Source organism: Streptomyces sp. NPDC021100, from assembly GCF_044333095.1.
Lineage (GTDB): Bacteria > Actinomycetota > Actinomycetes > Streptomycetales > Streptomycetaceae > Streptomyces.
Window position 1 is genome coordinate 652290 of the sequence record NZ_JBIRQH010000002.1, and the last position, 23921, is coordinate 676210.

The window sequence follows — 23921 nt, forward strand, 5'->3', positions numbered from 1 at the left end:
GCGCCCCCGTCAGCTGCCGGTCGCCTCCCGCCACGCCGCGACGTAGGAGGCGAGGTTCCTGTCCAGGTCGGCCCAGTCGGGGCGGAAGACCTCCACGTCCTTCATGACGCGGGCGAGGGCGGCGGCGTTCGGGTCCGTCGCCTTGACGTCCGTACGGGCGGAGAAGCCGCCGCCGACGGCCGAGACGTCGCGCTGCGCCCGCTCGGTGAGGAGGTGGTCGAGGAACTTCTTGGCGTTCTCGGCGTGCGGAGCGTTCTTCACCAGCCCGGCCGCGTAGGGCAGGGCGAAGGTGGTGGGCTTTCCGTTGTCGCCGGCGGGGAAGAAGATGCCCTGGTTCGGCATCGTCTTCATGTTGGCGAAGTTCATCTGCACATCCCCGTTGGCGACGAGGAGTTCGCCCTTGTCGACCTTCGGGGCGAGCTGGCCGGTGGACTTGGAGGGGCCGACGTTGTTCTTCTGCAACTCCTTGAGGTAGGCCATGGCGGGTTCCCTGCCGCCGAGGTCGTGCATGGCCTTGATGAGGACGGCCGTGCCGTCGCCCGCGACTCCGGGCGTGGAGTACTGCAGCTTGCCCTGGAACCTGCCGTCCAGGAGGTCGCGCCAGGTCTTCGGCGGGCCGTCCTTCCGCTCCTTGGTGTGGTAGATGAAGCAGAAGTAGTTGTTGACGACCGCCGTCCACTTGCCGACCGGGTCCTTGTCGCCGTCCGCGACCTTGTCCGAGCCCGCGGGCCGGTAGGCGGCCAGCAGACCCTTGCCGTCGGCCTGCTGGACGAACGGCGGCAGGGTGACGACGACGTCGGCCTTGGTGTTGGACCTCTCGCGGGCCAGGCGCTGCACGATCTCGCCGGAACCACCCTCGACGTAACGGACCTTGATGCCGGTCTCCTTCGTGAAGTCCTTGAAGACCTTGTCGTAGAAGCCGGAGCCGTCGTCGGCCTTGAGGCCGTCGGCGCTGTAGACGGTGATCTCCTTCGCGCCGGCGTCGGCCGTCCCGCCGCACGCGGTGAGCGGGAGGAGGAGCAGGGGGACGAGCGGGAGCAGCGTACGGGGGCGGGGCACGGGCGGAACTCCTTCGGGCGGGAAGTCAGCGGTAGGAGGCTCGGGTGCGGACGCGGGAGACCGCGAGGAGCACGAGGAGCGTGGTCCCGACGAGGACGACGGCGAGCGCGGCGCCGGGGAAGAGGGCACCGCGGTCGGTGGCGGCGAAGACCTTGACGGGCAGCGGCAGCCAGTCGGGCGGGTAGAGCATCATGGTGGCGCTGAGCTCGCCCATCGACAGGGCGAAGCAGAGGCCCGCGGCCGCGGAGAGGGACGGCAGGAGGAGCGGCAGCCTCACCCCCAGCAGGACGCGCAGAGGGCCGGCGCCGAGGCTCGCGGCGGCCTGCTCGTAGGCGGGGTCGAGCCGGTCGAGGGCCGCCGCCACGGACTGGTAGGCGAAGGCCGTGACCAGGATCGTATGGGCCAGGACGACGATCGCGGGCGTCCCGTTGAGCAGGAACGGGGGCTGGGAGAAGGCGACCAGCAGGGCCAGCCCGACGACCACGGACGGCACGGCCACCGGCAGCATGAACAGCGGGCCGATCACACGGCGGGCGCGCGGGCCCCGGGCCGCGAGGGCCGCCCAGGTGCCGGTGGCGAGGGCGAGCGCCGAGGCCGCGAGGGCGGTGAGCACGCTGGTGGTCAGGGCGTCGAGCGCCTCTCCGTGGGCGACGGCCCGGTAGTGGTCCAGCGTCGCCCCGGAGGGGAGCGCGCCGCTCCAGCGGGTGGCCAGGGACGCGGCCACGACGACGAGGAACGGCAGCGCGAAGACCGGGAGGAACAGGGCGAGGAAGACGGCCTGGACCACCAGGCGGGCGCGGCGGCTATGCACGAGCACGGCGGGTTCCTTCCAGACGGGTGGTGAGCGTCCGGTAGAGCCCGTACAGCGCCAGGGAGAGGACGATGTTGACGACGGCGACCACGCAGGCGCCGGTCCAGTCGCCTTCGAGGACGGCCTTGCCGTAGACGAGGACGGGCAGGGTCGTCACGCCCTTCGCGCCGGTGAAGAGGACGATGCCGAACTCGTTGAGGCACATCACCAGGACGAGCGAGCCGCCGGCCGCGAGCGCGGGCAGGGCCTCGGGCAGGATCACCTGCCGGACGATCCGCGGGGCGCGGGCGCCGAGCGAGGCCGCGACGTCGAGTTGCGCGGTGTCGAGCTGCGAGAAGGCGGCGAGCAGCGGGCGCATCACGAACGGCGTGAAGTACGTGACCTCCGCGAGCAGGACGCCCCAGGGCGTGTGCAGGAAGTCGAACGGGCCGGACGCGGCCCCGGTCGCCCCGGTCCAGACGCCGTTGGCCAGACCGGCGCTGCCGTAGACGAACAGCAGCGCGAGGGTGATGAGGAAGGAGGGGAAGGACAGGAAGACGTCGACGAACCGTCCGATCGCCTTGCCGCCGGGCATCGGGACGAAGGCGATGACCAGGGCGAGGGCGAAGCCGAGGAGCAGGGCGCCGGCGGTGGCGCCGACGGCGATCAGCACCGTGGTGCGGAGGGCGTCGCGGAACGCGGTCTGGGCGAACACCTGGGTGTAGGCGGCGAATCCGTGCCCGCCGCCGTCCGGGGAAAGGGACTGCCACACGACGAGGGCGAGGGGGTGGAGGAAGAAGACGCCGAGGGCGGCGACGGGCGGGAGCGCCAGGGTCCAGGCCGGGATCCGCCGCCGCGCGGGGGCGGCCGCCGGCGCGGGCGGCAGCCGGACGCTAGCCATGGGCGGCACCTCCGGCCTCGCCCGCCGGCAGCAGCACCGCGTCGTCCGCGGCGAAGTGCAGGGTGATGCCGGTGCCGGGTGCCGGTGTCTCGCGCAGTTCCCGTACGTCCGCGGTGACGCGGTGCCCGGCGACGTCGACGCCCAGGCGGTGCGTGACACCGCGCCACTGCACCTCCGCGACGGTTCCGCGCAGGGCGTTGGGGCCGTCCCCCAGCCCGACCAGGTGCGGGCGGAGGCACAGCGTGGCCGGGTCACCATCGGCGGCGCCGCCGGTCGGCACGTCCAGGTCCGTGTCGCCGAGGCGGACGCCGCGGCCGGTGACCGTCACCGGCAGGAGGTTGGCGTCGCCGACGAAGGAGGCCGTGAACCCGGTGCGCGGCCGCCGGTAGAGGTCGCGCGGGGTGCCGCAGTCCCGCAGGCGGGCACGGTCCATGACGGCGACGCGGTCGGCGAGGGTGAGCGCCTCGGTCTGGTCGTGGGTGACGTAGAGCATGGTGACGTCCGGCAGGTCGCGGTGGAGGCGGGCGAGTTCGGCGAGCATGCCGGAGCGCAGCCGGGCGTCGAGGGCCGAGAGCGGCTCGTCGAAGAGGAGCACGCCGGGCCGGATGGCCAGCGCCCGGGCGATGGCGACGCGCTGCTGCTGGCCGCCGGAGAGTTCGCGCGGGTACCGCTTGGCGTAGCCGGTCATGCCGGTCGCCTCCAGTGCCTCCGCGACGCGCGCGGCGGTCTCGTCCCGCGGCGTCCTGCGCGCCTTGAGGCCGAACGCGACGTTGGCGTCGACGCGCAGGTGGGGGAAGAGCGCGTACTGCTGGACCACCATGCCGATGCCGCGCCGGTGCGGCGGCACGTCGGTGACGTCGTCACCCCCGATGAGGACCCGTCCGGAGACCGGCCGTACGAAGCCGGCGACCGCGCGGAGGGCGGTGGTCTTGCCGGAGCCGGACGGCCCGAGCAGCGCCATGACCTCGCCGGGCTCGACGGTGAGGTCGAACGCGTCGAGGACGACGTTCCCGCCGTAGGCGACCGTCACGCCGTCGAAACGGATGCCGGTGCTCAACGGACGCCCTCCAACCGCGCGAGCAGGTCCGGGAGTTCGGCCACCGAGCCGAGGACGTGGGTCGCCCCGGCGGCGCGGAGCGCGGCCTCGTCGTGGGCGCCGGTCAGCACGCCGGCGACGACGGCCGCCCCGGCCCGGGTGCCGGAGAGCATGTCGGACGAGGTGTCGCCCGCGACCGCGATCCGCCGTACGTCGTCCGCGGCGCGGGTGCGCAGCAGGGCGGTGAGCACCATGTCGGGGTACGGGCGGCCGCGCCCGCCGGCGTCGGCCGGGCAGAGGGTGAGGTCGGCGAGGTCCGTCCAGCCGAGGGCGGCCAGGATGGCGTCCTGGGTGACGCGGGCGAAGCCGGTGGTGAGGACCACGGTGCGGCCGTCGGCGCGGAGCCGTTCGATCGCCTCGCGGGCGCCGGGGAGGGGCTCGCAGCGGCCTTCGGCGACCGACTGTCCGTAGGCGGACTCGAAGGTGGCGTTGGCGCGCCGGGCCCGTTCCTCGTCGCCGCCGGCGAGCCGGCGGAAGACGGAGATCTTCGATTCGCCCATCGTCGCGCGGACGTGGGCGAGTTGCCCGTCGTGGCGGGCGCTGCCCGGCTCGGTGCCGAGGGTCCGTGCGGCGGCGGCGAAGGCCCGCTCGACCAGGCCGTCGTCGGCGACGGTGGTGCCCGCCATGTCCAGCACGACGAGGGTCGTACGCTCCGTCACCTTCCTCACCAGCCCATCTCGTTCGCGGTGGTCTCGGCGATCGCCGGGGAGCACGTCATGCCGCGCCCGCCGGGGCCGGTCACCAGCCGGGCGTCGTCACGCAGGCGTTCGCGGTGCACCACGCGGGTGGTGTCCGCGCACTGGGCGTAGACGCCGGCCCAGCGGCGCCGGACGGGCGGCAGGGGGCGGCCGAGCAGCGCCTCGGCGACGGAGGCGAGGTGCTCGTACGGGGCCTCGTCGACGTCGAACCCGAACGGCTCGGCGTACTCGTGGGTGTCGCCGATGGTCAGCCCGCCGTCCGCGCGCTGCACCATGAGGAGCTGCATCCGGTGCTCGGCGGCGGTCGGGGGCTGCGCCTGTGAGGCGGCCATCGCGTCGAGGGCGGGGCCGGCGTAGGCGGGGTAGTAGCGGAAGCTGTCGGCGTCGGCGACAGAGGTGGGGAGCGGCTCGCCCAGCGGCGCGGTCTGCATCATCTGCAGCCGTACGCGGCGGACGGGCAGCTCAGGGACGAGCTCACGGACGAGGCCGCCCAGCCAGGCGCCGGTGCAGAGCACGAGCGCGTCACCGCCGTGCACCGCGCCGCGGTCGTCACGGACGGCGGACCCGGAGGCGGTGTCCACGAGGTCGCGGACCTCGCGGCCGCCGAGGAAGGTGTAACGGCCGGAGCGGAACAGGACCTCCTTCAGGGCGCGTTGGGCCGTGCGGGGTTCCACGACGGCGTCACGGTCGCAGGCCAGGGCGCCGAGGAGAGTGCCGCGCAGGGCCGGGTTGGCGGCCCGCGCCTCGTCGGGGGTGAGGAGGCGCAGCCCCCGGGCGGCGGCGTCGGGCCGCGCCGACGTGGCGCGGGCTACGGCGAGTTCATCCTCGGTGGTGACGGCCGTCAGCGAACCGTTGGCGCGGAAGCCGATGCCGGGGACGGCGGCGCCGATCTCCTCCCACAGCTCGCGGGCCCGCAGGGCGGTGGCCAGCTCCTCTCCCGCGGCACGGCCGCCGACCCAGATCAGGCCGAAGTTCCGGACCGAGGCGCCCCGGGCCTCCGGCTCGCGCTCGATGTGCACGACCTCGTGGCCGCGTTGGACTGCCTGCCAGGCGTGCATGGTTCCCAGGACGCCGGCTCCGACGACTATGACTCGCATGACCCGAACGGTCGCCAGGGCGGGTGACGCGCGGGCGACCGGCCGGCGAACCGGTGGGAAACCGGGCATCAAACTTGGCCTAGACCCGTTACCTTTTCGTTATCGGAGCGGGCCGGTCGCCTCTCCCTTTCGTCAACTCCCCCCGCGCAGATGGGCGGTGAAGGAGAACCGGTCCCCCCGGTAGAGCGAGCGCACGCGCTCCAGCGGCCGGCCCTCCGTGTCCCGCGACACCCGGTGGATCAGCAGCATGGGCAGCGCGGGCGGCGTACCGATCAGCAGGGCCTCGCGCGGCGTGGCCAGGACGGTCTCCAGCCGCTCGTCCGCGTCCCCGAACCCGATGCCGAGCCGCTCGCGCAGGTAGCCGTAGAAGGAGGAGTCCGGCTCGAAGTCCCTGTCCAGGCGCGGCGCCCGATCCACCGCCACGTACGTGCTCTCCAACCCCACCCGTTCGTCATCGGCGAGCAGCACGCGCTCCAGGTGCCAGACGGGGGCGAGGGGCTGCACCCCGAGATCGGGGGCGAGGGCGGCCGGGCAGGCGAGCCGGTCCAGGCCGACGAGCGAACGCCCGGGGCGGCGGCCCTGGCGGCGGACGCCCTCCGTGTAACTGGCCAGGGAGAGCGGCTGCTCCAGCTTCGGCCCGGCGACCACCGTGCCGCGCCCCATCCGGCGCAGCCGCCCTTCCAGCAACAGCTCGCGGAGGGCCTGCCGGACGGTCTCCCGGGACACCTCGAAGCGCGCGGCCAACTCCCGTTCGGTGGGCAACAGGCCGCCCTCCCCCAGCTCGTCGAGCAGGCCGGCGATGTGCGTCTTGACCGCGTAGTACTTGGGAATCCGCCCGTGCTCGGGAATGCCGGCCCGGACCGGGGCGCCGGGCGGCCGTCCGGGCTCGTCGCGCGTATGCGTGTTCACGCCGCGATCTTCGCACCCGGGGCCGCGCCGTGGCGCCGCGCGTTCCGCACCCGCGCGGCCTCGGTTCCGAGCGCGCCGGCCCGGCCCCGGTCGGCCGGCCGCTCGCGCGCCGGGCCGCCACGTCCGGCCGGCCGGCCCGGGACGCGGCCTCGACCGGCTCGGCGCACGTCCGGCGGTGCACGACGAGGTCGTGGTACCCCGCCCCGGAGCGCCGCTTCCACAGCGAGCGGACGGTCGCCCAGGCCTTTGCGGAGCACGGCCCGCGCGCGCACGCCGCCATGAAAACGCAACGATCACGGGCCCTACGGGTGAGCGGCGGTACCGGAGGCATGCGCGCCGGGAGCAGGCCGCCGGTGGGCTTCCTTGCCCGGCCGCGAGCGGGGCGGCTTGCCCGCGACCCCGGCGACGATCTTCTGGAGCAGGCTGTAGGAGAGGATCGGCAGGAGTACCTCGGGGCGGTGGGAGAACCAGCAGGCGGCCAGCACGGCGGCGGCGCTGCTGTTGTTCATGCCGGTGGCGAAGGTGAGGGAGATGCCGTCCGGCTGGTCGCAGCGTGTCCAGCCGGACATCCAGCGGCCACAGCGGAAGGCCAGGAAGCACACCGCGCCGGACAGGCCGAGGGCAAGCACCAGCAGGTCCCAGTCCGGATGGGCCAGGGCCTGCCCGAGGGCACCGGCGGCGTTGATGTAGCACAGCAGCAGGATGTTCACGGCGTTGACCGCCTTGACCGAGGGAAGGACGCGGCGGACCCGTTCCTCACCGAGCAGCATCCGGGCAAGGACACCGGCCAGGCAGGGCAGCACCACCGCCACCAGAGCGAACACCCCGGCCCCGGTACCCGCGATCATGTCGACCTTGGTCGTGTCGTCCAGGACGCCGGCGCCGTGTGGGCCGACCAGTCGGCCGGCCACGCGCATCCCGAACGGGACGGTGAACGGGCTGAGCAGGGTGGAACCGATGACCATCGCGACGACCAGAGGCACGTTGCCGCCCGCGTTCTGCCCCCAGGAAGCGGCACCCCCCGCGATCGGCATCGCCAGCACGAGCATGAGCCCGACCACCAGCCCCTCCACCTCGGCCGGGTCGGGCCAGGTCCGCAGGACGAGGGCGATCACGGGAAGCACCAGCAAGGGCAACAGAGCGTTGGCGGCGATCCCTAGCATCAGCCGCACCGGCCGGCTCGCCACCCCCCGCAGTTCGGCGATACGAACCCCCAGACCGGCATTGAAGAGCATCACCGCCAACAGCACCATCGGCAGCGTCACCGTGCCCGCCACCGCGGGAACCGGGAGCGCCAGCGCCCGGAGCGCCTCGCCGGGCGCCGGGAGCACGCCGGCCAGCACGTAACAGGCCAGCATCATCACCAGCAGCCACCGCTGCACGAACCTCACGACAGTCATCACGTAGGGGAGTCTATTGACCACACAAGGCTACGAGACGCCAGTACTACCTTTGCTCCGCACTCGATACGTGCGTTTTCGGCGGCCATCCGCTGAGCCTCCGCACGGATTCGGCTCGACCGTCCTGCGGCCGGTATGTCAGCTGCCGCGCCGGACATGTGACGGGCCCTGGCCCGGTTCATCGTCGCGTTCCTCGGCCTGCCCTGCGGTAACGGCCACGAAGCGGCACTCTTCGCCGAGACGAGTGAACACGGAGCGACTCGCGGATCGAGCGGTCGGGGATACCGTCGCCGGCCGGTGCGAAGGGGTCCGTGGTCGGCGGGCGAGACGGGCGGGAGCGCGGACCGCGAGCAGCCGCAGGCGCGGCCTGCGCTTCTCAGCGTCTTCTCAGCACGCGCGTCACATGCTGGAAGAGTCACCGGGGATGACCGAGACCGAGGACCTTTCCCGCCGACGAGGGGTGATCCCATGGCCTCTCACGCCGCCGCGGAGCCCGTCGTCCCGGCCGGGGAGCGCACCGCCGCCCCCGGGCCCGCGAGCACCGTCGGCCTCCACCGCTTCTTCGAGGAGGCCTGCGACCGGTCGGCGTCGGCCCTCGCGCTGGAATGCGGTAGGCAGCGGCTGACGTACGCCGACCTCGACGCACGGGCCAACCGGGTCGCCCACCACCTGCGCCGTATCGGCATCGGGCCCGGCAGGCGCGCGGCCCTGCTGCTGCCCCGGTCCGTGGACATGTACGTATCCCTGCTCGGCGTCTGCAAGACGGGCGCGGCGTTCGTACCGATCGATCCCTGGGCGCCGCCCGACCGGGTCGCCTTCGTCCTGAGCGACGCCGGCGCCGACGTGGTGCTCACCACCTCTCAACTGGCCGCGGGCGCGGCTTGGGCGGGGCCGCACCGGGCGTGCCGGGTGATCGAGACCGACAGGTGGGCCGCGGACCTCTCCCGGCTGCCGTCCTCCCGGCCGCCCGTCGCGGACCGGGACACCGGCGACCCGCTCGCGTACATCATGTACACCTCGGGATCCAGTGGCCGGCCCAAAGGGGTGGAGATCGCCCAGTCGAGCATCGCCAACTTCCTGCGGGTCGTCCGCGGGATCTACGACATCCGGCCGCGGGACCGGGTGTACCAGGGCATGACCATCTCCTTCGACTTCTCCATCGAGGAGATCTGGCCCACCTGGTCGGCCGGCGCCGCCCTCGTCGCCGGACCGGCCGGCTCGGGCCGGCTCGGCGCCGAACTCGCCGACTTCCTCCAGGACCACGAGGTGACCGTCCTGTACTGCGTGCCGACGCTGCTGGCGACCATCCCGTGCGAGCTTCCTCGGGTCCGCAGCATCTTCGTGGGCGGTGAGGCGTGTCCCGCCTCGCTCGTCCGGCGGTGGAGCAGGCCGGGACGGCGCATCCTGAACACCTACGGGCCGACCGAGGCCACCGTCACGGCGACCTGTCAGGAACTCCTGCCGGGACGGCCGGTGACCATCGGCCGCCCGCTGCCGACGTACTCGGCCGTCCTCCTCGACGAGCGGCGCCGTCCCGTGCCCCCCGGCACCGTCGGTGAGATCTGTCTGGGCGGTCCCGGCCTCGCCCGCGGTTACGTGGGCCGGCCGGACCTCACCGCCGACCGCTTCGTCGAGCACCCCTTGTCGCCCGGCGACCGCCTGTACCGCACGGGAGACCTCGGCAGGATGACCGACGAGGGGGAGATCGAGTACCTCGGCCGGGCCGACGCGGAGGTGAAGATCCGCGGCTTCCGGGTGTCACTGGAGGAGATAGACACCGTCCTGCTGGAGGACCCCGCGGTGGCCCAGGCGGCAACCACCCTGGTGTCCGCGCGCGACGGGCAGGACGACGACCGCCTGCTCGCCGCCTACGTCGTGCGCGCCGATGACGGCACGACGGCCGACGACGTCCTCGCCGCCCGGCTGCACGAGCGTCTGCGCCGCGCACTGCCCGCCTACATGGTGCCCACGACGCTGGACTTCCTGGACCGGCTGCCGGTCATGCCGAGCGGCAAGGCCGACCGCGCGCGGCTGCCCGCACCGACCGGCCGCCGCCTGACCGGCGCGGGCCGCGTGGCACCGGTCCGCGGCGAACCGGAGAAGCGGGTGCGTGACGCCTGGGCACGGACGCTCGGCATCGCCCCCGAGGAGCTGTCGGCCGAGGCCGACTTCTTCACCGACCTCGGCGGTCACTCCCTGCTCGCCGCCCGCGCCGTGTCGCTGCTACGCGGCCAGGGCGGCGAGAGCGGCCCCACTCTGCGCGACCTGTACGAAAACCCGACGGTGCGCGCCTTCGCGGCCCGGCTGCGCGCCGCCCCGGACCGTCCCCGCCGGCCGGAGCCCGCTCGCTTCGCGCCCCTGCGGCACGGTCGCCCGCGGATCGCGCGCGCCGGCCTCGCCCAGGTGGCGGCCTTCTACGTACTGCTCCTGCTGCTCACCGGGCCGGTGGCCCTCTCCTACGCACTGCGCCGCGGCCAGGTGACGGGCTCGGGCGTCGCGGTACCGATGATCGCCGTGCTGGCCGGTTACACCGCCGTGCGCTGGCTCGTGCCCCTCGCCCTCGCACGGCCCCTGGCCGCGGGCATCCGGCCCGGCAGGTACCCGCTGTGGGGAGCCACCTATCTGCGGCTGTGGACGCTGGACGTGCTGGTGCTCGGCATCAGCCCCCTGCCGGTCCTCAGCGGTTCCCCGCTCATGGGCTGCTACCTGCGGCTCCTCGGCGCGCGCGTCGGCCGCCGCACCACCATCGCCACCAGCGTCGTCGGCCTGCCCGCGCTGCTGCGCGTCGATGGCGACGCCACCATCGGCTACGGCGCCACGCTGCGCTGCTGGCAGGTCGCCGACGGATGGGTCACGGTCGCCCCGATCACCATCGGCGAACGGGCGTACGTCGGCGCGCACGCCGTCTGCGAACCCGGCGCGGTCCTGGGCCCCCGGTCGGCACTCGGCGAGCAGTCCGTGGTGGGCTCGGACGACGTGGTCCCCGCCGGAGCGCGCCGCGCCGGATCCCCCGCACGCCCCGTCGAAGCGCTCTCCCCGTTCGTCGAGACGATGCTGCGCACCCGGGCCGACCCGGACCACTGGCCGCCCCGGCACCTGGCCGCCGTCCTGCTCGGCCTGGTCCTGCTCGAGGCCGCGGTCATCGCCGCGGTGCTGCCGGGCATCGCCTTGTTCTGGTGGGCCTGGCTGCACGGCGGCGCCACCGCCGGCCTGGGCGCTGCCGTCCTGTTCGGCCCGGTCTTCGTGGCCACGGCCTGCCTGATCGTCGCCGTCGGCAGACGAGCCGTCCTGCCGCGGACACCGCTCGGGGTCCACCCGACGCGCTCGGCCCTCGGCGTACGCAAGTGGATCGCCGACAAACTGCTGGAACACAGCCTGGCCTTCACCAACTCGCTGTACGCCACGCTCTACACGGTTCCCTGGCTGCGGCTGCTCGGCGCCCGTGTCGGGCGGAACGCCGAGGTCTCCACCGCCGCGCACATCGACCCGGACCTGCTCGCCCTCGGCGACGGCAGCTTCGTCGCCGACATGGCCGGCGTCGGCGTCGCCACCTTCGCCGCCGACCGCATGGAGCTGGCGCCCACCGAGGTCGGCGCACGCGCGTTCGTCGGCAACGCGGCCGTCGTCCCAGCGGGAACACGGCTCGGCCCGGGCAGCCTCATCGGCGTCGGCACGGTACCGTCCGCCGACAACGTGCCGTCCGGCAGTACCTGGCTCGGATCGCCCGCGCTGCGGCTGCCGGTCCGTCAGAGCAGCGGTCACTACCCCGAGGAGCTGACGTTCCGGCCGGCCCGCAAGGCCGTGCTCGGCCGCCTGGCCATCGAGTTCTTCCGCGCCACCATGCCCGCCTCGGTGCTCGCCACCGCCGCGTTCCTGTACCTGCTCGCCCTGACCGGCACCGCACGCCGCACCGGGCCGCCGGTGACGCTGCTGGTGTCGCCGTTCCTGACCATGGGCGCGGGACTGGCCGTCATCGGATACTGCGCGCTGGTCAAGTGGGTGGTGGCCGGAAGGTACCGGCCGCGGGTGGAGCCCCTGTGGAACCTGTTCGTGCGCCGGACGGAGTTCGTCACCGGGCTCTTCGAGGCGGCGGCGGTCCCGGCGGGCGCGGGTGGCCTGGTGGGGACGCCGTTCCTGCCGCCGGTGCTACGCCGCTTCGGTGCCCGCATCGGACGGCGCACCTGGCTCGGCACCACGTACCTCACCGAGTTCGACCTGGTCCGGGTGGGCGACGACGCCGCGATCGGCCAGCAGGTCTCACTGCAGACCCACCTCTTCGAGGACCGGGTGATGAAGATGTCGACGGTGACCGTCGGCCCCGGCGCGAGCATCGGCCCGCGGACGATCGTGCTCTACGACAGCGTGGTGGGTGCCGGCGTCAGGCTCGGGGCGCTGTCCCTGGTCATGAAGGGCGAGCGGCTGACGCCGGGAACGAGCTGGCGCGGGCTGCCGGCGGAAGGGCTCGACGGGACGGGCCGCCGCGAGGCCGGCACCGGTCGAAGGGGCCGAGCGCCGGGGGTGGGACGGTCATGACACACGCCGGCGCACGCTCCGAGACCACCGCCGGGCGGCGCCCGCTCGCCCTCGTCTACCGCGGGCCGGCCTCGGCGCCCGGCTGCCCCGAGGCGGTCGCCGCACTTCTCGCCGCCGGTCCCTGGGATCTGGACGTCCGCTTCACCGGCCCGAACGAGGCACTCCCGCTGTCGCCCCGGACGCTGTCCCAGGCGGCGCTGTACTCCCAGCCCGGCGGCGGCACCCTGTCCGCCGCCTACGGCAGACTGCGGCCGCAGCGCGGGGCGATCCGCGACTTCGTCCACGACGGCGGGCGCTACCTGGGGTTCTGCCTCGGCGGCTACCTCGCCGGGGCCACGCCGGGCTTCGGCCTCCTCCCCGGCGACACCGACCAGTACATCTCCTCCTCGGGTGCCACCGTCCACGACGAGCGCGACACACTCATCCAGGTGACGTGGCGCGGCCGCCCCCGCACCGTGTTCTTCCAGGACGGCCCGCACTTCGTCCTCGACGACGACGCCGACGCCACGGTCCTCGCCACCTACGACAACGGCACTGCCGCAGCCCTCGTGACCGGCTTCGGCCGCGGCCGCGTCGCGGTCTGCGGCCCCCACCCGGAAGCCACCGACGACTGGTACACCGACCAGGGCCTGCGGGTTCAGCACACTCTGGACCTGGCGATGGATCTGGTGGAGGCGGTGATACAGCGGTGACCTCGCTGCCCGCCCCGCCACCGCCTTGCCGGGCCGACGGACCGGTTGAGGAGTTCCGGGCAGGAGGTGACGTCCGTGCGGCCCGGTTTCGGTGCGGGCAGGCGTCCGTCGGCTGCTGCGAGGTCCCGCAGGGCGCGGTCCATGGCGTCCTGCGCGGCCAACAGGCACGGGGTGCTGTGGAGGGCGATGTCGACGCCGAGTTCGCCGAGTGCGGTCAGGGAGAGCCTGATCTCGCCGGTGGCGTCGGTGGTGCGGACGGGTCGACCTCCACGGCCGCACCTGTCTCCTTCACGTACGCGGGCGGGGCTCCGAGCGGTGCCCTGCGTCCGGACCGTCCTTTCGCGCAGGAGTGGTGACCGGAGGGAGCCACCGGGCGGCCGCCACGGCGCACGCCGCGTACCAGGCGAGAGCGAAGAGCCAGCCACCGACGACGTCGCTGAACCAGTGGACCCCGAGGTAGACGCGCGTCAGGCCGACCGCGGCGCCCCAGCAGCCGATGACCGCCGCGACGAGGAATCGGCCGGGGGGCGAGCGCAGAAGTACGGCCGTGATGAGCAGCGCGGCCGTGAGGGCCGCCGTGGTGGCGTGGCCGGAGGGGAACGACCATCCCGAGGCGTGCGTCGCCCACTCCGCGGCCGGCGGGCGGGGCCGGCCGATCAGGTACAGCACCGCCCGTCGCAGGAGCTGCCCCACTCCCAGGCACAGCAGGCTCGCGGCGGCCGCGTACGCCTTCCGGCGCTTCGTACGCCCCGCGATGACACCCGCCAAGGCGGCCAGGACGTAGGGGACCGCGCCTGTCCCGGTGTCGGTCAGCCCCCGTGTCGCGGTCACCGCCGCGGCCGGGCGGTGGCCGACGGCCCACGAGAGCAGGGCGCCGTCCCCCGCCACAGGGGCACCACCCCCCGCGGTGACGATGCCGGCCAGCAGCGTGAAGCCGGCCAGGGCCGTGAGGCCCACCACCATCGCTGTGCGGCGCTCCATCACTCGCCCGCCCCGCCCCGCCGCCCGGCCGCGGCGCGGCGTGAGCGAAGGACCTCGGCCAGGAGCGGCAGGAGCGACAGCGCGACGATCAGCGCGACGACGGGAAGGAGGTACTGGTCGACGTGGGGAATGGATGAGCCCAGCGCGTAGCCGCCCAGGGTCAGGCCCACCGTCCACAGCACCCCGCCGATCACCTGCCAGAGCGTGAACGAACGCGCCGGGACCCCGAGGGCCCCGGCCATGGGGTTGAGGACGGTGCGCACGACGGGCACGAACCGGGCCAGCACGATCGCCTTTGCGAAGCCATACCGGCCCAGCAGCTCCTCCGCCCGCCGCGCTCCCTCGTGGAGCCGGGCGGAGCGGCTCCGGGCGAGCAGGGCACCACCGGCCTTCCTGCCGATCAGGTAGCCGCACTGCGAACCCGCCAGCGTCCCGGCGACCGCCATGACCAGCAGGGGCGCCAGTGACAGGTGCACGCCGGTGGCCGACGAGCCGGTGCACAGCAGGCCGGCGGTGAAGAGCAGGGAGTCACCGGGCAGGAAGAAACCGACCAGCAGGCCCGTCTCGGCGAACAGCACCACGCCGACCCCGAGCACTCCGAAGGCTCCGAGAAGCGACTGGGCGTCCAGGACGTTGACGGCGAGCGGAGACGCCGTCGCGAACAAGGGTGCGGACATCGTCGCGTGCCCTTTCATAATGAGGGAGCGGGCGGCCTGCGGGGCACCCCGACTGACTACAAGCATATAGACGGTCTACTGACGTGTAGACGACGGCGGGGTGAAGGACGTTCCCATGACGAACGCGAAGGACGAACGGCGGCCGGCGGGCGAGCTCGAGGCCGGTGTGCTGGCCGTCCTGTGGGCGGCGGACGCCCCTCTGACCCCGGCCGAGGTTCAGGCGGCCCTCTCCCACGACCCGGCTCGCACGACCGTGACCACCACCTTGACGCGCCTGCACGAAAAGGGCATAGCGGGACGGCGACGGCAGGGCCGCGGCTACGCCTACTTCCCCGTCCAGGACGCTCCCGGTCTCACGGCTCTGCGGATGCACAGCGAACTCGAACGGGACACCGACCGCGAAACCGTCCTGGCCCGCTTCGTCGCCCGGCTCAGCCCCGACGACGAGCAGCTCCTGCGGGACCTCCTGGAACCGGAGGACCGATGACCGCCCTCCTCCTGCTCCCCCTCCTGCTCCCCCTCATCGCGCCCGCACTGGCGGAGCGCACCGCGCGGCGGCTCGCCCCCGTCGCCGCGGTGTGGGTGCTGGCCCTCGCCGCGCTCGCACTGGCCGGCGGCTCGGTGATCGCCCTGGGTGCCCTGGTCGTCACGGGCCTGCTGAAACTGCCCCTCTTCGCATCGCTGGGGGAGCTGGTCCACCCCCTGCGCACCCCCTGGGACGCCGTCGCCGTGCCGTCGGCCGCGGCCGCGGTCGGCCTGATCGCCGTCGGAGCCTGGGCACTGACCCGCTCCGCCGTCCGTCAGGCCAGGACGCTGCGGGCCGCCCACGCCGAGGCCGGCCGCCGCCCGGCGGCGGGGGATCTGTGCGTCGTCGATTCGCCGTACCCGGACGCCTACGCCCTGCCCGGCAGGCCCGGCCGCATCGTGATCACCACCGCGATGATCCGGAGCCTCGACGCGGCCGAGCGCGAGGTCCTCTTCGCCCACGAGCGTGCCCACAACGCGTACCACCATCACCTCTTCCTGGCCGCGGCCGAGCTGGCCGCGCACTGCCACCCGGCCCTGCGCGCCGTCCGCGACGCGACCCGATACGCCGCCGAGCGCGCCGCCGACGAAGCCGCTGCCGCCGTCGTCGGCGACCGGCGCCTGGCCGCCCGCGCGATCGCCCGCGCGGCCCTCGCCTCGGGCGGCCACCATCCCGACCGGCCGGCCGTCGCACCGGCGGCGACGACCGGCCCCGTCCCGCGTCGCGTCGCCGCTCTCCTCTCCGCCCCGGCGCCCCCGCACCGCCGGACCGCCCCGTGGGTCGCCGTCCTCCTGGCCGCGTGCGCCACCGCCTCGGTCTGCGCCTCGGCGACCGGCGCCATCGGCTTCCACCACAAGATCGAAGTCGCCCAGGGCGAAGTCGCTCACTGATCACCACCGCCCGGCCCGGGCGGAGGGAACCAGCCGGCCACCGCTATCGTCTATCGGCGTGTAGTCACCCGATGGGTGTCCGCACCCCGACGCATGCCGTCGGGCCGCGATCACGCGGGACCACGCCCTCCGCACGATGGGAACTCGCAGACGATGACGACCGCTTCCGGCGCGCCCGGCCTCGACGGGGCCGCGATAGACGGCGGCCTGTACACCGATGTCACCGATTTCGCGCACCGGACGCACTGGCTCAACGACGCGGTGTCGCTTTACACGACGTACGGCGTCGCCCTGTTCGGCCTGCTCCTGCTGGCCGGCTGGTGGCTGGCCCGCCGCCGTGACGCACGCACCATGGCCGCCGCACTGGTCACCCCGGTCGCCGTCGTCATCGCCTACCTCGTCGACGACGGCGTCAAGTCCCTCTTCCAGGAGGCACGCCCCTGCCGGGCCCTGCCGCACGACTTCCTCATCGAGGCCTGCCCGGCGGCGAACGACTACGCCTTCCCGAGCAACCACACCACCGTCGCCTTCGCCGTGGCGGCCGGACTTCTGCTGGTCGACCGGCGCCTCGCCGCACTCGCCTGGCCGGCGGCGATCCTGATGGCCGCGTCACGGGTCTACGTCGGTGCCCACTACCCCCACGACGTTCTCGTGGGAGCCCTCGTCGGCATCGTCCTCGGAGCCGCCACCGTCGTGGCCACGCGCCGTCCGGTCGCACACGCCGTCTCCAGGCTGCGCGGCGGCCCGGCACGTTCACTCCTCCAAGCCGCCTGACCTCGCGGTAGCCGCCGGCACGGGTCGACGTCGGGCGGCCGCGGCCTCCTTCTGGGCTTGCGCACCGAGGGGTGCGCCGGGTCGGGGAAGACGACGGAGCCGGCGCCGCCGGGCGCGGGGTGGGCGGCCTGACGCCAGGCGAGGCGGCGGTGGAAGCCGACGGCGGCTGTCGCGCGGGCGGAGGTGAGGAGCCGGCACCGGCCGTTCGCGGCCGGGGCGGCTGCCGCGGTGAGCAGGGCCGCGCCTCTTCCGCGACCGCGCGCCGCTGTGCGAGAAGCCCTCGGCTGGTGGACAGCGGGCCGACGTTGTCAGTCCGTGGTGGCCTCGCCGGGCTGGACGTGAGCGGTCCACTTCTCTTCGATGCGGGCGACCTTCCACACGATCAGGGCGACGGCCCAGGTCGCGACGAACAGTCCGACGACGGCGAAGCCGAGGGTGTTCAGGTCGAGGCCGCCGATCCAGTCCCAGAAGGCGCCGTGGAGACCTGCCTTGTCGGCGATCAGGGCGAGGAGTTCGACGGTACCGATGAGCAGGGCGACGGCCACGGACAGGCCGGTAATGGTGAGGTTGTAGTAGACCTTGCGGACCGGCTTGGAGAAGGCCCAGCCGTAGGCGAAGTTCATGAAGGTGCCGTCGATGGTGTCCAGCAGCGACATACCGGCCGCGAAGAGCACGGGCAGGCACAGGATGGCGTACCAGGGCAGACCGGAGGCGGCGCCGGAGCCGGCGAGGACGAGGAGGGCGACCTCGGTCGCGGTGTCGAAGCCCAGGCCGAACAGCAGACCCACCGGGTACATCTGCCAGGGGCGGGTGATGGACTTCATCACCCGCCCCAGCAGGCGGTTCATGAAACCGCGGTTGTTCAACTGCTCTTCCAGCGCGGCCTCGTCGAAGTGGCCGGCGCGCATCTGCCGGAAGACCTTCCAGATCCCGGCGAGGATCACCAGGTTGATGATGGCGATGGCGTAGAGGAAGGTGCCGGAGACGGTGGTGCCGATCCAGCCGGTGACGTTGTGCAGCGGCGAGTCGTCGTTCTCCACCGGCCCGGCCAGGCTCTTGATGCCCAAGGAGAGCAGGAGGGCGAGGATGAAGACCACGGAGGAGTGGCCGAGGGAGAACCAGAAGCCCACTGACAGCGGCCGCCGGCCGGAGTGCATCAGCTTGCGGGTGGTGTTGTCGATCGCCGCGATGTGATCGGCGTCGAAGGCGTGCCGCATGCCGAGCGTGTAGGCGGTCACCCCGATGCCGATCCCGAAGGATTTCGTGCCCAGACTGTAGTGCTCCGGCGCCACCAGGGCGATCAGCGTGAACCAGCCGATCACGTGCAGTGCCAGGATCACCACGGCCATGCCGGCCAGGTGCCGCCACTCACGGCCGGATATCGCCACCGCCGCCCGGCGCCACCGGGGTGCCCGTATGTCCGGGACGGTGGAAGAACCGCTGGTCATCGCAAGGACTCCTCTCCTTCGGTCACCGAAGACGGCACACCGTAGGCGCGGCTGGTTCTCACCTGCAATACCTATGCGATAACCCTCCGCAGTGCGCGGCAAAAGGGGGCGCGCGCTGAAGGTCACGCGCTGTCCGCCGACTCCGACACCACCCTCTGTCTCGTGGCGCCAGAGGTCTGTGAGGAGGGACGGGACGAGAACGCCGCGCCCCGCACCGTCGGCCGCTTGATCTCCGTGACCAGTGGAACCCTTGGCCTGAGGAACTGGGGGGAGACGCTTCCGCGGGAACGGCATCATGCTGGATGTGCGGGCACGGCCCGGCTCATACGTCCGAGCTCCGCGGCGGGATTCGGCAGGTCTGTGACGGCACCGGGCGGGCATCCGCCCAACCGGTCAGGACGTCAGGGCCCTCCATTGCCGTCGGCGGGGAGGCGGACGACGAGGCGGGCGCCGGGGGCGTTGTCCTCGATGTGGGTACTGCCGTGGTGGGCGGTGACGATGTCACGGACGATGGCCAGTCCGAGTCCGACACCGCCGGTGTCTCTGGCGCGCGCGTCGTCCAGGCGTGTGAAGCGGTCGAAGACGCGTTGCCGGTCGGGTCCGGGGATGCCGGGCCCGTCGTCGGCGATGACCAGCTGCGCGGTGCCGTCGTGGACGCCGAGGCTCACATCGATTCGTCGGGTGGCGTACCGGATGGCGTTGTCCAGCAGGTTGCGTACGACGCGGGCGAGGGCGTCGGTGTCGCCGCGCACGCGGGCCGCGCTGACGGCGTGTTGGTCGATGGTGAGTGGCGTGTGCCGGCGCGCGCGGCGGACTTCGGCAAAGACGATCTCGTCGAGGTCCACCGTGCGTTCGCGGAGTCGGGGGTGAGCGTCGAGACGGGCGAGCCGCACCAGGTCGTCGACGAGGCGGGAGAGGCGCTCGCTGTCCTCCATCAGGGCCGGAGTCAGGGTGCGCCAGTCGGCGGAGTCGGGGTGCCGGGCGGCGACCTCGAGTTGCGTGCGCAGGCTGCTGAGGGGGCTGCGCAGCTCGTGGGCGGCGTCGGCGATGAACCGGCTCTGCTTTTGTGTGGACGTTTCAAGCCGGGCGAGCAGATCGTTGAGCGTGGTGGCGAGTCGGCCCAGCGCGTCGGCCGATGGGGGGACATCGAGACGGCGGCTGAGGTCGGAGCCGGTGATCTCGGCGGTTTGGGCGCGCAGCACCTCCACAGGACGCAGCGCGCGTCCGGTGAGCAGCCACGCGACGCTGGTCAGCGCGGTGACGACCAGCGGCACGCCGATGGCCAGACCACCGGTGAGCTGGGCCAGGCTGGTGTCGACATCCTTGGCGGGCACGGCGGCGTATACGGTCATCGGGTCGTTTCGGCTGCCGGCGGGGACGGCGACGGCACGCCATGTCGTGTTCCCACCGAGGGGAAGGTCCTGCAGGCTGCGGGCATGCGGGTCGTCGTCGGAGGCGGCGGTCGCGGGGAAGGTGAACACCCTCGGCCGGCCTTGCAGATTGTGCGAGCCGGACCGCACTGTGCCTGTGCCGTCGACGACTTGGACGGCGATGTCACGCTCGCCGACGGAGGGCAGTGTGGCCGTGAGCCTTCCGGAGTCGACGACCTCCGCGACAGCCTGGGCGCGCTGCCAGGCGGCCTGGTCGAGCGAGCCGGTGAGGCTGGTGCGCAGCCAGGCGACCAGCACCACGGCAGCACCCACCAGCCCCACCGTGATCACGAGCGCCGCCGCCGCGGTCAGCCGCAGGCGCAGCGATCGGCGGGTCCACCAGGCCCGGAGGCGGCCACCCATCGCGTCACCCCCCGGCGCCGCGCAGCCGGTAGCCGGCCCCACGGACGGTCTCGATCGACCGGCGACCGAACGGGGTGTCGATCTTGCGCCGCAGGTAGCCGACGTAGACCTCGACGATGTTGGTGTCTCCGTCGAAGTTCTCATCCCATACGTGGGTGAGGATGTCGGTCTTGCTGACCACCTCGTCGCGATGGCGGAGGAGGAATTCCAGCAGCGCGAACTCCCGTGCCGTCAGCGTAAGTCCCCGTCCCGCGCGGCGGCACCGACGGGACGCGGGGTCCAGAGTGAGGTCGCCGGCCGCGAGCACCGCGGGCCGGGCCGGCGCCCCGCGCCGCAGCAGTGCCCGCAGATGTGCGACCAGCACGACGTAGGAGAACGGTTTGCTGAGGTAATCGTCGGCGCCGAGGTCGAGGGCGTCGGCCTCGTCGCACTCGCCGTCCTTGGCAGTGAGCATCAGCACCGGGGTCCACACGCCGGCCGCCCGCAGCCGCTTGAGGATCTCGTATCCGGACAGTCCAGGCAGCATGATGTCCAGCACGATGACGTCGTGCGGCTCGTGGACCGCATGCCAGAGCCCGTCCACACCGTCGTAGGCGACACCGGTGACGAAGCCCTCCTCGGCGAGCCCGTGAGCGAGCCCCGAGGCGAGTCCGCGTTCGTCCTCGACTACCAGCACCCGCATGATCGCCTCTCCCACCACTCTACGCCGCACCGTAGAGAGCGGCCTGCGGAGAGGAGACTGAGCATCAGGGCGGCCCTGAGCCTGCTCTCGGCAGGCCCGTCACAGCACCGCCGTCTCGACCGACAGGCTCGTCGGCGTCGCGTCGCATCCCACAGGGGTGTCGATCGGCTCTACAGCCAATCAAGACAAAAGAGGTAAAATTCTTTAATAGCGCATTTCAAGAAGTGCACGTCACTACACCGTGAGGAGCGTGTGCCCATGTCAACGGGAACGCTTCTGGCGATCATCATCCCCGTCGTCGTGGTGGCCGGCCTGGCCATCATGGCGGCCTCGATGCTGATGCGGCGCCGTCGCCTCCGTGCGCGCTTCGGTCCGGAGTACGACCGGACGGTCGAGGGCGCCGACAGCCGACTCGACGCCGAGCGCGAGCTCAGGGCTCGCGAGCGGCGGCACGACGCACTGGAGATCAAACCGCTGCCCCCGGCCTCCCGCGACCGGTACGCCCGGGAGTGGAGCAGCGTTCAGGAGGAATTCGTCGACCGGCCGGAGAACGCGGTGCACGACGCGGACCGGCTGGTGACGTCCCTCATGCGCGAGCGCGGATACCCGACCGAAGGGTTCGAACAACAGACGAAGGATCTGTCGGTGCGGCACGGTGCCACGCTGGAGCACTACAGGGCCGCACACGAGGTCGAAACCCTCTCCACGCGCAGCCGGGCCACGACCGAGCAGCTACGGGGTGCCATGGTGCACTACCGCACCCTGTTCGAGGAACTGCTCTCCGACGGCAACGGCCGGGCGCAACCCTCCCGCTCCTGATACCGATCCATGCCGCATGGAGGAACACCATGCACATCAACGAGGAACCGGACCGCACGAGCGGTCTGTCCACCGACGATCTCGCCCAGCCGGCCGGCACCGGGACGGAGAGGGAGGCCCCGCCCTCGGAGGCTCCCGTCTACCCGGGTGAAGGCGCGGTGCCGGAGGAGGTCGGCCCAGCCGACGACGAACCGGCCACCGACGCGACCACCACCGAGGACCGGGACGCAGCCGCGACGCCCGGTGCCGCCGGCGCCTCGGACGACGAGACTCCGCAACTGCTGACGGACGACGAGGAGCGCGGCTTCCGTGACCGCTGGCAGGACATCCAGACCAGGTTCGTGGACGACCCCCGCGAGGCGGTGCACGCGGCCGACGCCCTGGTCGCGGACGTCATGCAGACCTTGGCTGCCACCTTCGCCCAGCACAAGAAGGAACTCGAGGCCCAATGGGACCAAGGCGACCGGATCGACACGGAGGAACTGCGCGGAGCACTGCGGCGCTACCGTTCCTTCTTCAACCGGCTGCTGAGCACATGAGGAGGTGAAGAGCGCCGCCGGGCACGACCGCCGCCCGAGGAGTCGGGTGGGGCGCGACGGCGAAACATGTCACTTCAGGCGAGCGGCGCTACGCAGGCTGGGAACTGATGGCCTGGCGCAGCGCGTTGGTCAGCGCCCCCACCAGCGCCGTCAGCGCGGCGGCGCGCAGGGGGCGGGCGCCGTCCCGGAAAGCGGTCCGGGCCGCCAGGTACTGCATGGCGAAGAGGGCGAGGGCGACTCCGCACGTCACCCTCAGGAACGCGAACGGGTCCAGTTGCGGCCGGGGGGGCACCGCTTGGTGAAGCCCGTACCCCGACAGGGCGGCCAGGGCCGCGGCGAGGCTCCACACCACGGCCCGGTTCCAGGCACGGCCGAGCCAGGGAACCCACGGGTGGCTGCCGGCACGCTTGGTGCGAGCCGTCTCAGTCGGCTTCCGCCTGCTGTCACTCTTGGCTACCGTGCGTCTATTACGCTCAGTGACAAGCCAGGGAAGCTGACGCGCCATCAGCCAAGTCAGCGTCAGTACCGTCACAGACCGCGGACAACCACCGGAGTCCGCACGCCTGATCTGCGGAAATACAGGTCGGCGACCCAATCGTCCGTCACCGGAGGAGCCCGCCGTGAAAATGCTGATCAACGTCCCCGAGTCCGTCGTCCCCGACGCCCTGCGGGGCATGGCCGCCGTTCATCCCGAGCTGGTCGTGGATGTGGAGGGGCGGGTCGTGCGGCGGCGGGATGCGCCGGTGGGTGGGAAGGTGGGGCTGGTGTCGGGGGGTGGGTCGGGGCATGAGCCGTTGCACGGGGGGTTCGTGGGGTTGGGGATGCTGGATGCCGCGTGCCCCGGGGAGATTTTCACGAGTCCCGTGCCTGACCAGATGGTGCGGGCGGCGGCTGCCGTGGACAGCGGTGCGGGCGTGCTGTTCGTCGTGAAGAACTACACCGGTGACGTCCTGAACTTCAATATGGCCGCCGAGCTCGCCGAGGACGAGGGGATCCAGGTGGCCAGTGTGCTCGTCAACGACGATGTCGCGGTGACCGACAGCACGCACACGGCCGGCCGCAGGGGGACGGGGGCCACGCTGTTCGTGGAGAAGATCGCCGGGGCCGTGGCCGAGGCGGGGGCGCCGCTGGAGCGGGTCGAGGCGGTCGCCCGGCGGGTGAACGAGGCGTCGCGGAGCTTCGGTGTCGCGCTGTCGGCCTGTTCGACGCCGAGCAAGGGCGGCCCCACCTTCGACCTGCCGGCCGGTGAACTGGAGCTCGGAGTCGGCATCCACGGGGAGCCGGGCCGGGAGCGCCGGCCGATGATGACGTCCGGGGAGATCGCGGACTACGCCGTGCACGCGGTGCTGGACGACCTCCACCCCACCGGCCCGGTGCTCGCGCTCGTCAACGGGGCCGGCGGGACGCCGCTGCTGGAGCTGTACGGCTTCGCGGCGGAGGTGCACCGCGTGCTGCGCGAGCGGGGGGTGCCCGTCGCCCGGACGCTGGTGGGGAACTACATCACCTCCCTGGACATGGCCGGCGCGTCCGTGACGCTCTGTCAGGTGGACGACGAGATGCTGCGGTGGTGGGACGCCCCGGTGCGGACGCCCGCCCTGCGCTGGGGGTGCTGATCCC

The 23921-nt window shown here is 72.9% G+C and carries 22 protein-coding genes; 8 read left to right on the forward strand and 14 right to left on the reverse strand.

Annotation, left to right across the window (positions count from 1 at the left end; translation table 11 throughout):
• Positions 1-9: 9 nt before the first annotated feature.
• The 8 genes from ACH4PU_RS06280 to ACH4PU_RS06315 form a co-directional block, all read right to left on the reverse strand.
• Entirely contained in the window at positions 10-1059 is a 1050-nt protein-coding gene (locus ACH4PU_RS06280) for a 2-aminoethylphosphonate ABC transporter substrate-binding protein (RefSeq protein ID WP_398266809.1), read from the reverse strand.
• Positions 1060-1084: 25 nt separating this feature from the next.
• Positions 1085-1876, reverse strand: coding sequence for an ABC transporter permease (locus ACH4PU_RS06285; RefSeq protein WP_398266812.1), 792 nt, complete (start codon positions 1874-1876; stop codon positions 1085-1087).
• Positions 1863-2750, reverse strand: a complete 888-nt coding sequence (locus ACH4PU_RS06290; protein WP_398266815.1) for a 2-aminoethylphosphonate ABC transporter permease subunit — start codon at positions 2748-2750, stop codon at positions 1863-1865. Before ACH4PU_RS06290 ends, ACH4PU_RS06285 begins: the two co-directional genes overlap by 14 nt.
• Positions 2743-3807: an ABC transporter ATP-binding protein gene (locus tag ACH4PU_RS06295; protein WP_398266818.1), complete on the reverse strand. Its 1065-nt coding sequence runs from the start codon at positions 3805-3807 to the stop codon at positions 2743-2745. Before ACH4PU_RS06295 ends, ACH4PU_RS06290 begins: the two co-directional genes overlap by 8 nt.
• On the reverse strand, positions 3804-4505 hold the full coding sequence (locus ACH4PU_RS06300) for a phosphonatase-like hydrolase (protein ID WP_398266821.1): 702 nt from the start codon (positions 4503-4505) through the stop codon (positions 3804-3806). The genes ACH4PU_RS06295 and ACH4PU_RS06300 overlap by 4 nt, the downstream gene beginning before the upstream one ends.
• 5 nt (positions 4506-4510) lie before the next feature.
• On the reverse strand, positions 4511-5641 hold the full coding sequence (locus ACH4PU_RS06305) for a TIGR03364 family FAD-dependent oxidoreductase (RefSeq protein ID WP_398266823.1): 1131 nt from the start codon (positions 5639-5641) through the stop codon (positions 4511-4513).
• A gap of 132 nt (positions 5642-5773) precedes the next feature.
• Complete coding sequence (locus ACH4PU_RS06310; RefSeq protein ID WP_398266826.1) at positions 5774-6550, reverse strand: GntR family transcriptional regulator; 777 nt, start codon at positions 6548-6550, stop codon at positions 5774-5776.
• Positions 6551-6852: 302 nt separating this feature from the next.
• Positions 6853-7950 (reverse strand): bile acid:sodium symporter family protein, encoded by a 1098-nt coding sequence (locus tag ACH4PU_RS06315; RefSeq protein WP_398266991.1) that lies wholly within the window; start codon positions 7948-7950, stop codon positions 6853-6855.
• Between the two features lie 468 nt (positions 7951-8418).
• Here ACH4PU_RS06315 and ACH4PU_RS06320 point away from each other — a divergent pair, with 468 nt between their 5' ends.
• Both ACH4PU_RS06320 and ACH4PU_RS06325 read left to right on the forward strand, forming a co-directional pair.
• On the forward strand, positions 8419-12483 hold the full coding sequence (locus ACH4PU_RS06320) for a Pls/PosA family non-ribosomal peptide synthetase (RefSeq protein ID WP_398266829.1): 4065 nt from the start codon (positions 8419-8421) through the stop codon (positions 12481-12483).
• Positions 12480-13175, forward strand: a complete 696-nt coding sequence (locus ACH4PU_RS06325) for a BPL-N domain-containing protein (RefSeq protein WP_398266832.1) — start codon at positions 12480-12482, stop codon at positions 13173-13175. The genes ACH4PU_RS06320 and ACH4PU_RS06325 overlap by 4 nt, the downstream gene beginning before the upstream one ends.
• A 288-nt stretch (positions 13176-13463) precedes the next feature.
• On the opposite strand, the gene ACH4PU_RS06330 is transcribed toward ACH4PU_RS06325, so the two are convergent.
• Together ACH4PU_RS06330 and ACH4PU_RS06335 are read right to left on the reverse strand one after the other, a co-directional pair.
• The gene (locus tag ACH4PU_RS06330; RefSeq protein WP_398266835.1) at positions 13464-14156 is read right to left on the reverse strand and encodes a phosphatase PAP2 family protein; all 693 of its coding nucleotides are present in this window, start codon (positions 14154-14156) and stop codon (positions 13464-13466) included.
• The gene (locus ACH4PU_RS06335) at positions 14156-14833 is read right to left on the reverse strand and encodes a DedA family protein (RefSeq protein WP_398266838.1); all 678 of its coding nucleotides are present in this window, start codon (positions 14831-14833) and stop codon (positions 14156-14158) included. Before ACH4PU_RS06335 ends, ACH4PU_RS06330 begins: the two co-directional genes overlap by 1 nt.
• Before the next feature lie 115 nt (positions 14834-14948).
• On the opposite strand from ACH4PU_RS06335, the gene ACH4PU_RS06340 reads away from it, so the two are divergent.
• The 3 genes from ACH4PU_RS06340 (at position 14949) to ACH4PU_RS06350 (ending at position 17023) form a co-directional block, all read left to right on the forward strand.
• Positions 14949-15320 (forward strand): BlaI/MecI/CopY family transcriptional regulator, encoded by a 372-nt coding sequence (locus tag ACH4PU_RS06340; RefSeq protein ID WP_398266841.1) that lies wholly within the window; start codon positions 14949-14951, stop codon positions 15318-15320.
• The gene (locus ACH4PU_RS06345) at positions 15317-16249 is read left to right on the forward strand and encodes a M48 family metalloprotease (RefSeq protein WP_398266844.1); all 933 of its coding nucleotides are present in this window, start codon (positions 15317-15319) and stop codon (positions 16247-16249) included. Before ACH4PU_RS06340 ends, ACH4PU_RS06345 begins: the two co-directional genes overlap by 4 nt.
• A gap of 153 nt (positions 16250-16402) precedes the next feature.
• A complete protein-coding gene (locus ACH4PU_RS06350) occupies positions 16403-17023 on the forward strand; it encodes a phosphatase PAP2 family protein (RefSeq protein WP_398266847.1) in 621 nt (206 codons plus the stop codon).
• A gap of 308 nt (positions 17024-17331) precedes the next feature.
• Here the strand turns inward: ACH4PU_RS06350 and ACH4PU_RS06355 are convergent, their stop codons facing one another.
• The 3 genes from ACH4PU_RS06355 to ACH4PU_RS06365 form a co-directional block, all read right to left on the reverse strand.
• On the reverse strand, positions 17332-18471 hold the full coding sequence (locus ACH4PU_RS06355; protein WP_398266850.1) for a HoxN/HupN/NixA family nickel/cobalt transporter: 1140 nt from the start codon (positions 18469-18471) through the stop codon (positions 17332-17334).
• Positions 18472-18872: 401 nt separating this feature from the next.
• On the reverse strand, positions 18873-20264 hold the full coding sequence (locus ACH4PU_RS06360; protein WP_398266853.1) for an ATP-binding protein: 1392 nt from the start codon (positions 20262-20264) through the stop codon (positions 18873-18875).
• 4 nt (positions 20265-20268) lie between these two features.
• Positions 20269-20946, reverse strand: a complete 678-nt coding sequence (locus ACH4PU_RS06365; protein ID WP_398266856.1) for a response regulator transcription factor — start codon at positions 20944-20946, stop codon at positions 20269-20271.
• 258 nt (positions 20947-21204) lie between these two features.
• On the opposite strand from ACH4PU_RS06365, the gene ACH4PU_RS06370 reads away from it, so the two are divergent.
• Both ACH4PU_RS06370 and ACH4PU_RS06375 read left to right on the forward strand, forming a co-directional pair.
• Complete coding sequence (locus tag ACH4PU_RS06370) at positions 21205-21765, forward strand: hypothetical protein (RefSeq protein WP_398266859.1); 561 nt, start codon at positions 21205-21207, stop codon at positions 21763-21765.
• A 29-nt stretch (positions 21766-21794) separates the two neighbouring features.
• Entirely contained in the window at positions 21795-22304 is a 510-nt protein-coding gene (locus ACH4PU_RS06375; protein ID WP_398266862.1) for a hypothetical protein, read from the forward strand.
• 88 nt (positions 22305-22392) lie between these two features.
• On the opposite strand, the gene ACH4PU_RS06380 is transcribed toward ACH4PU_RS06375, so the two are convergent.
• Positions 22393-22656, reverse strand: coding sequence for a hypothetical protein (locus ACH4PU_RS06380; protein WP_398266865.1), 264 nt, complete (start codon positions 22654-22656; stop codon positions 22393-22395).
• Between the two features lie 268 nt (positions 22657-22924).
• Between ACH4PU_RS06380 and dhaK the strand changes: the two genes are divergently transcribed.
• Positions 22925-23917 carry a dihydroxyacetone kinase subunit DhaK gene (gene dhaK / locus ACH4PU_RS06385; protein WP_398266868.1) on the forward strand — a complete coding sequence of 331 codons (993 nt, stop codon included), beginning with the start codon at positions 22925-22927 and terminating at the stop codon, positions 23915-23917.
• Positions 23918-23921 lie beyond the last annotated feature (4 nt).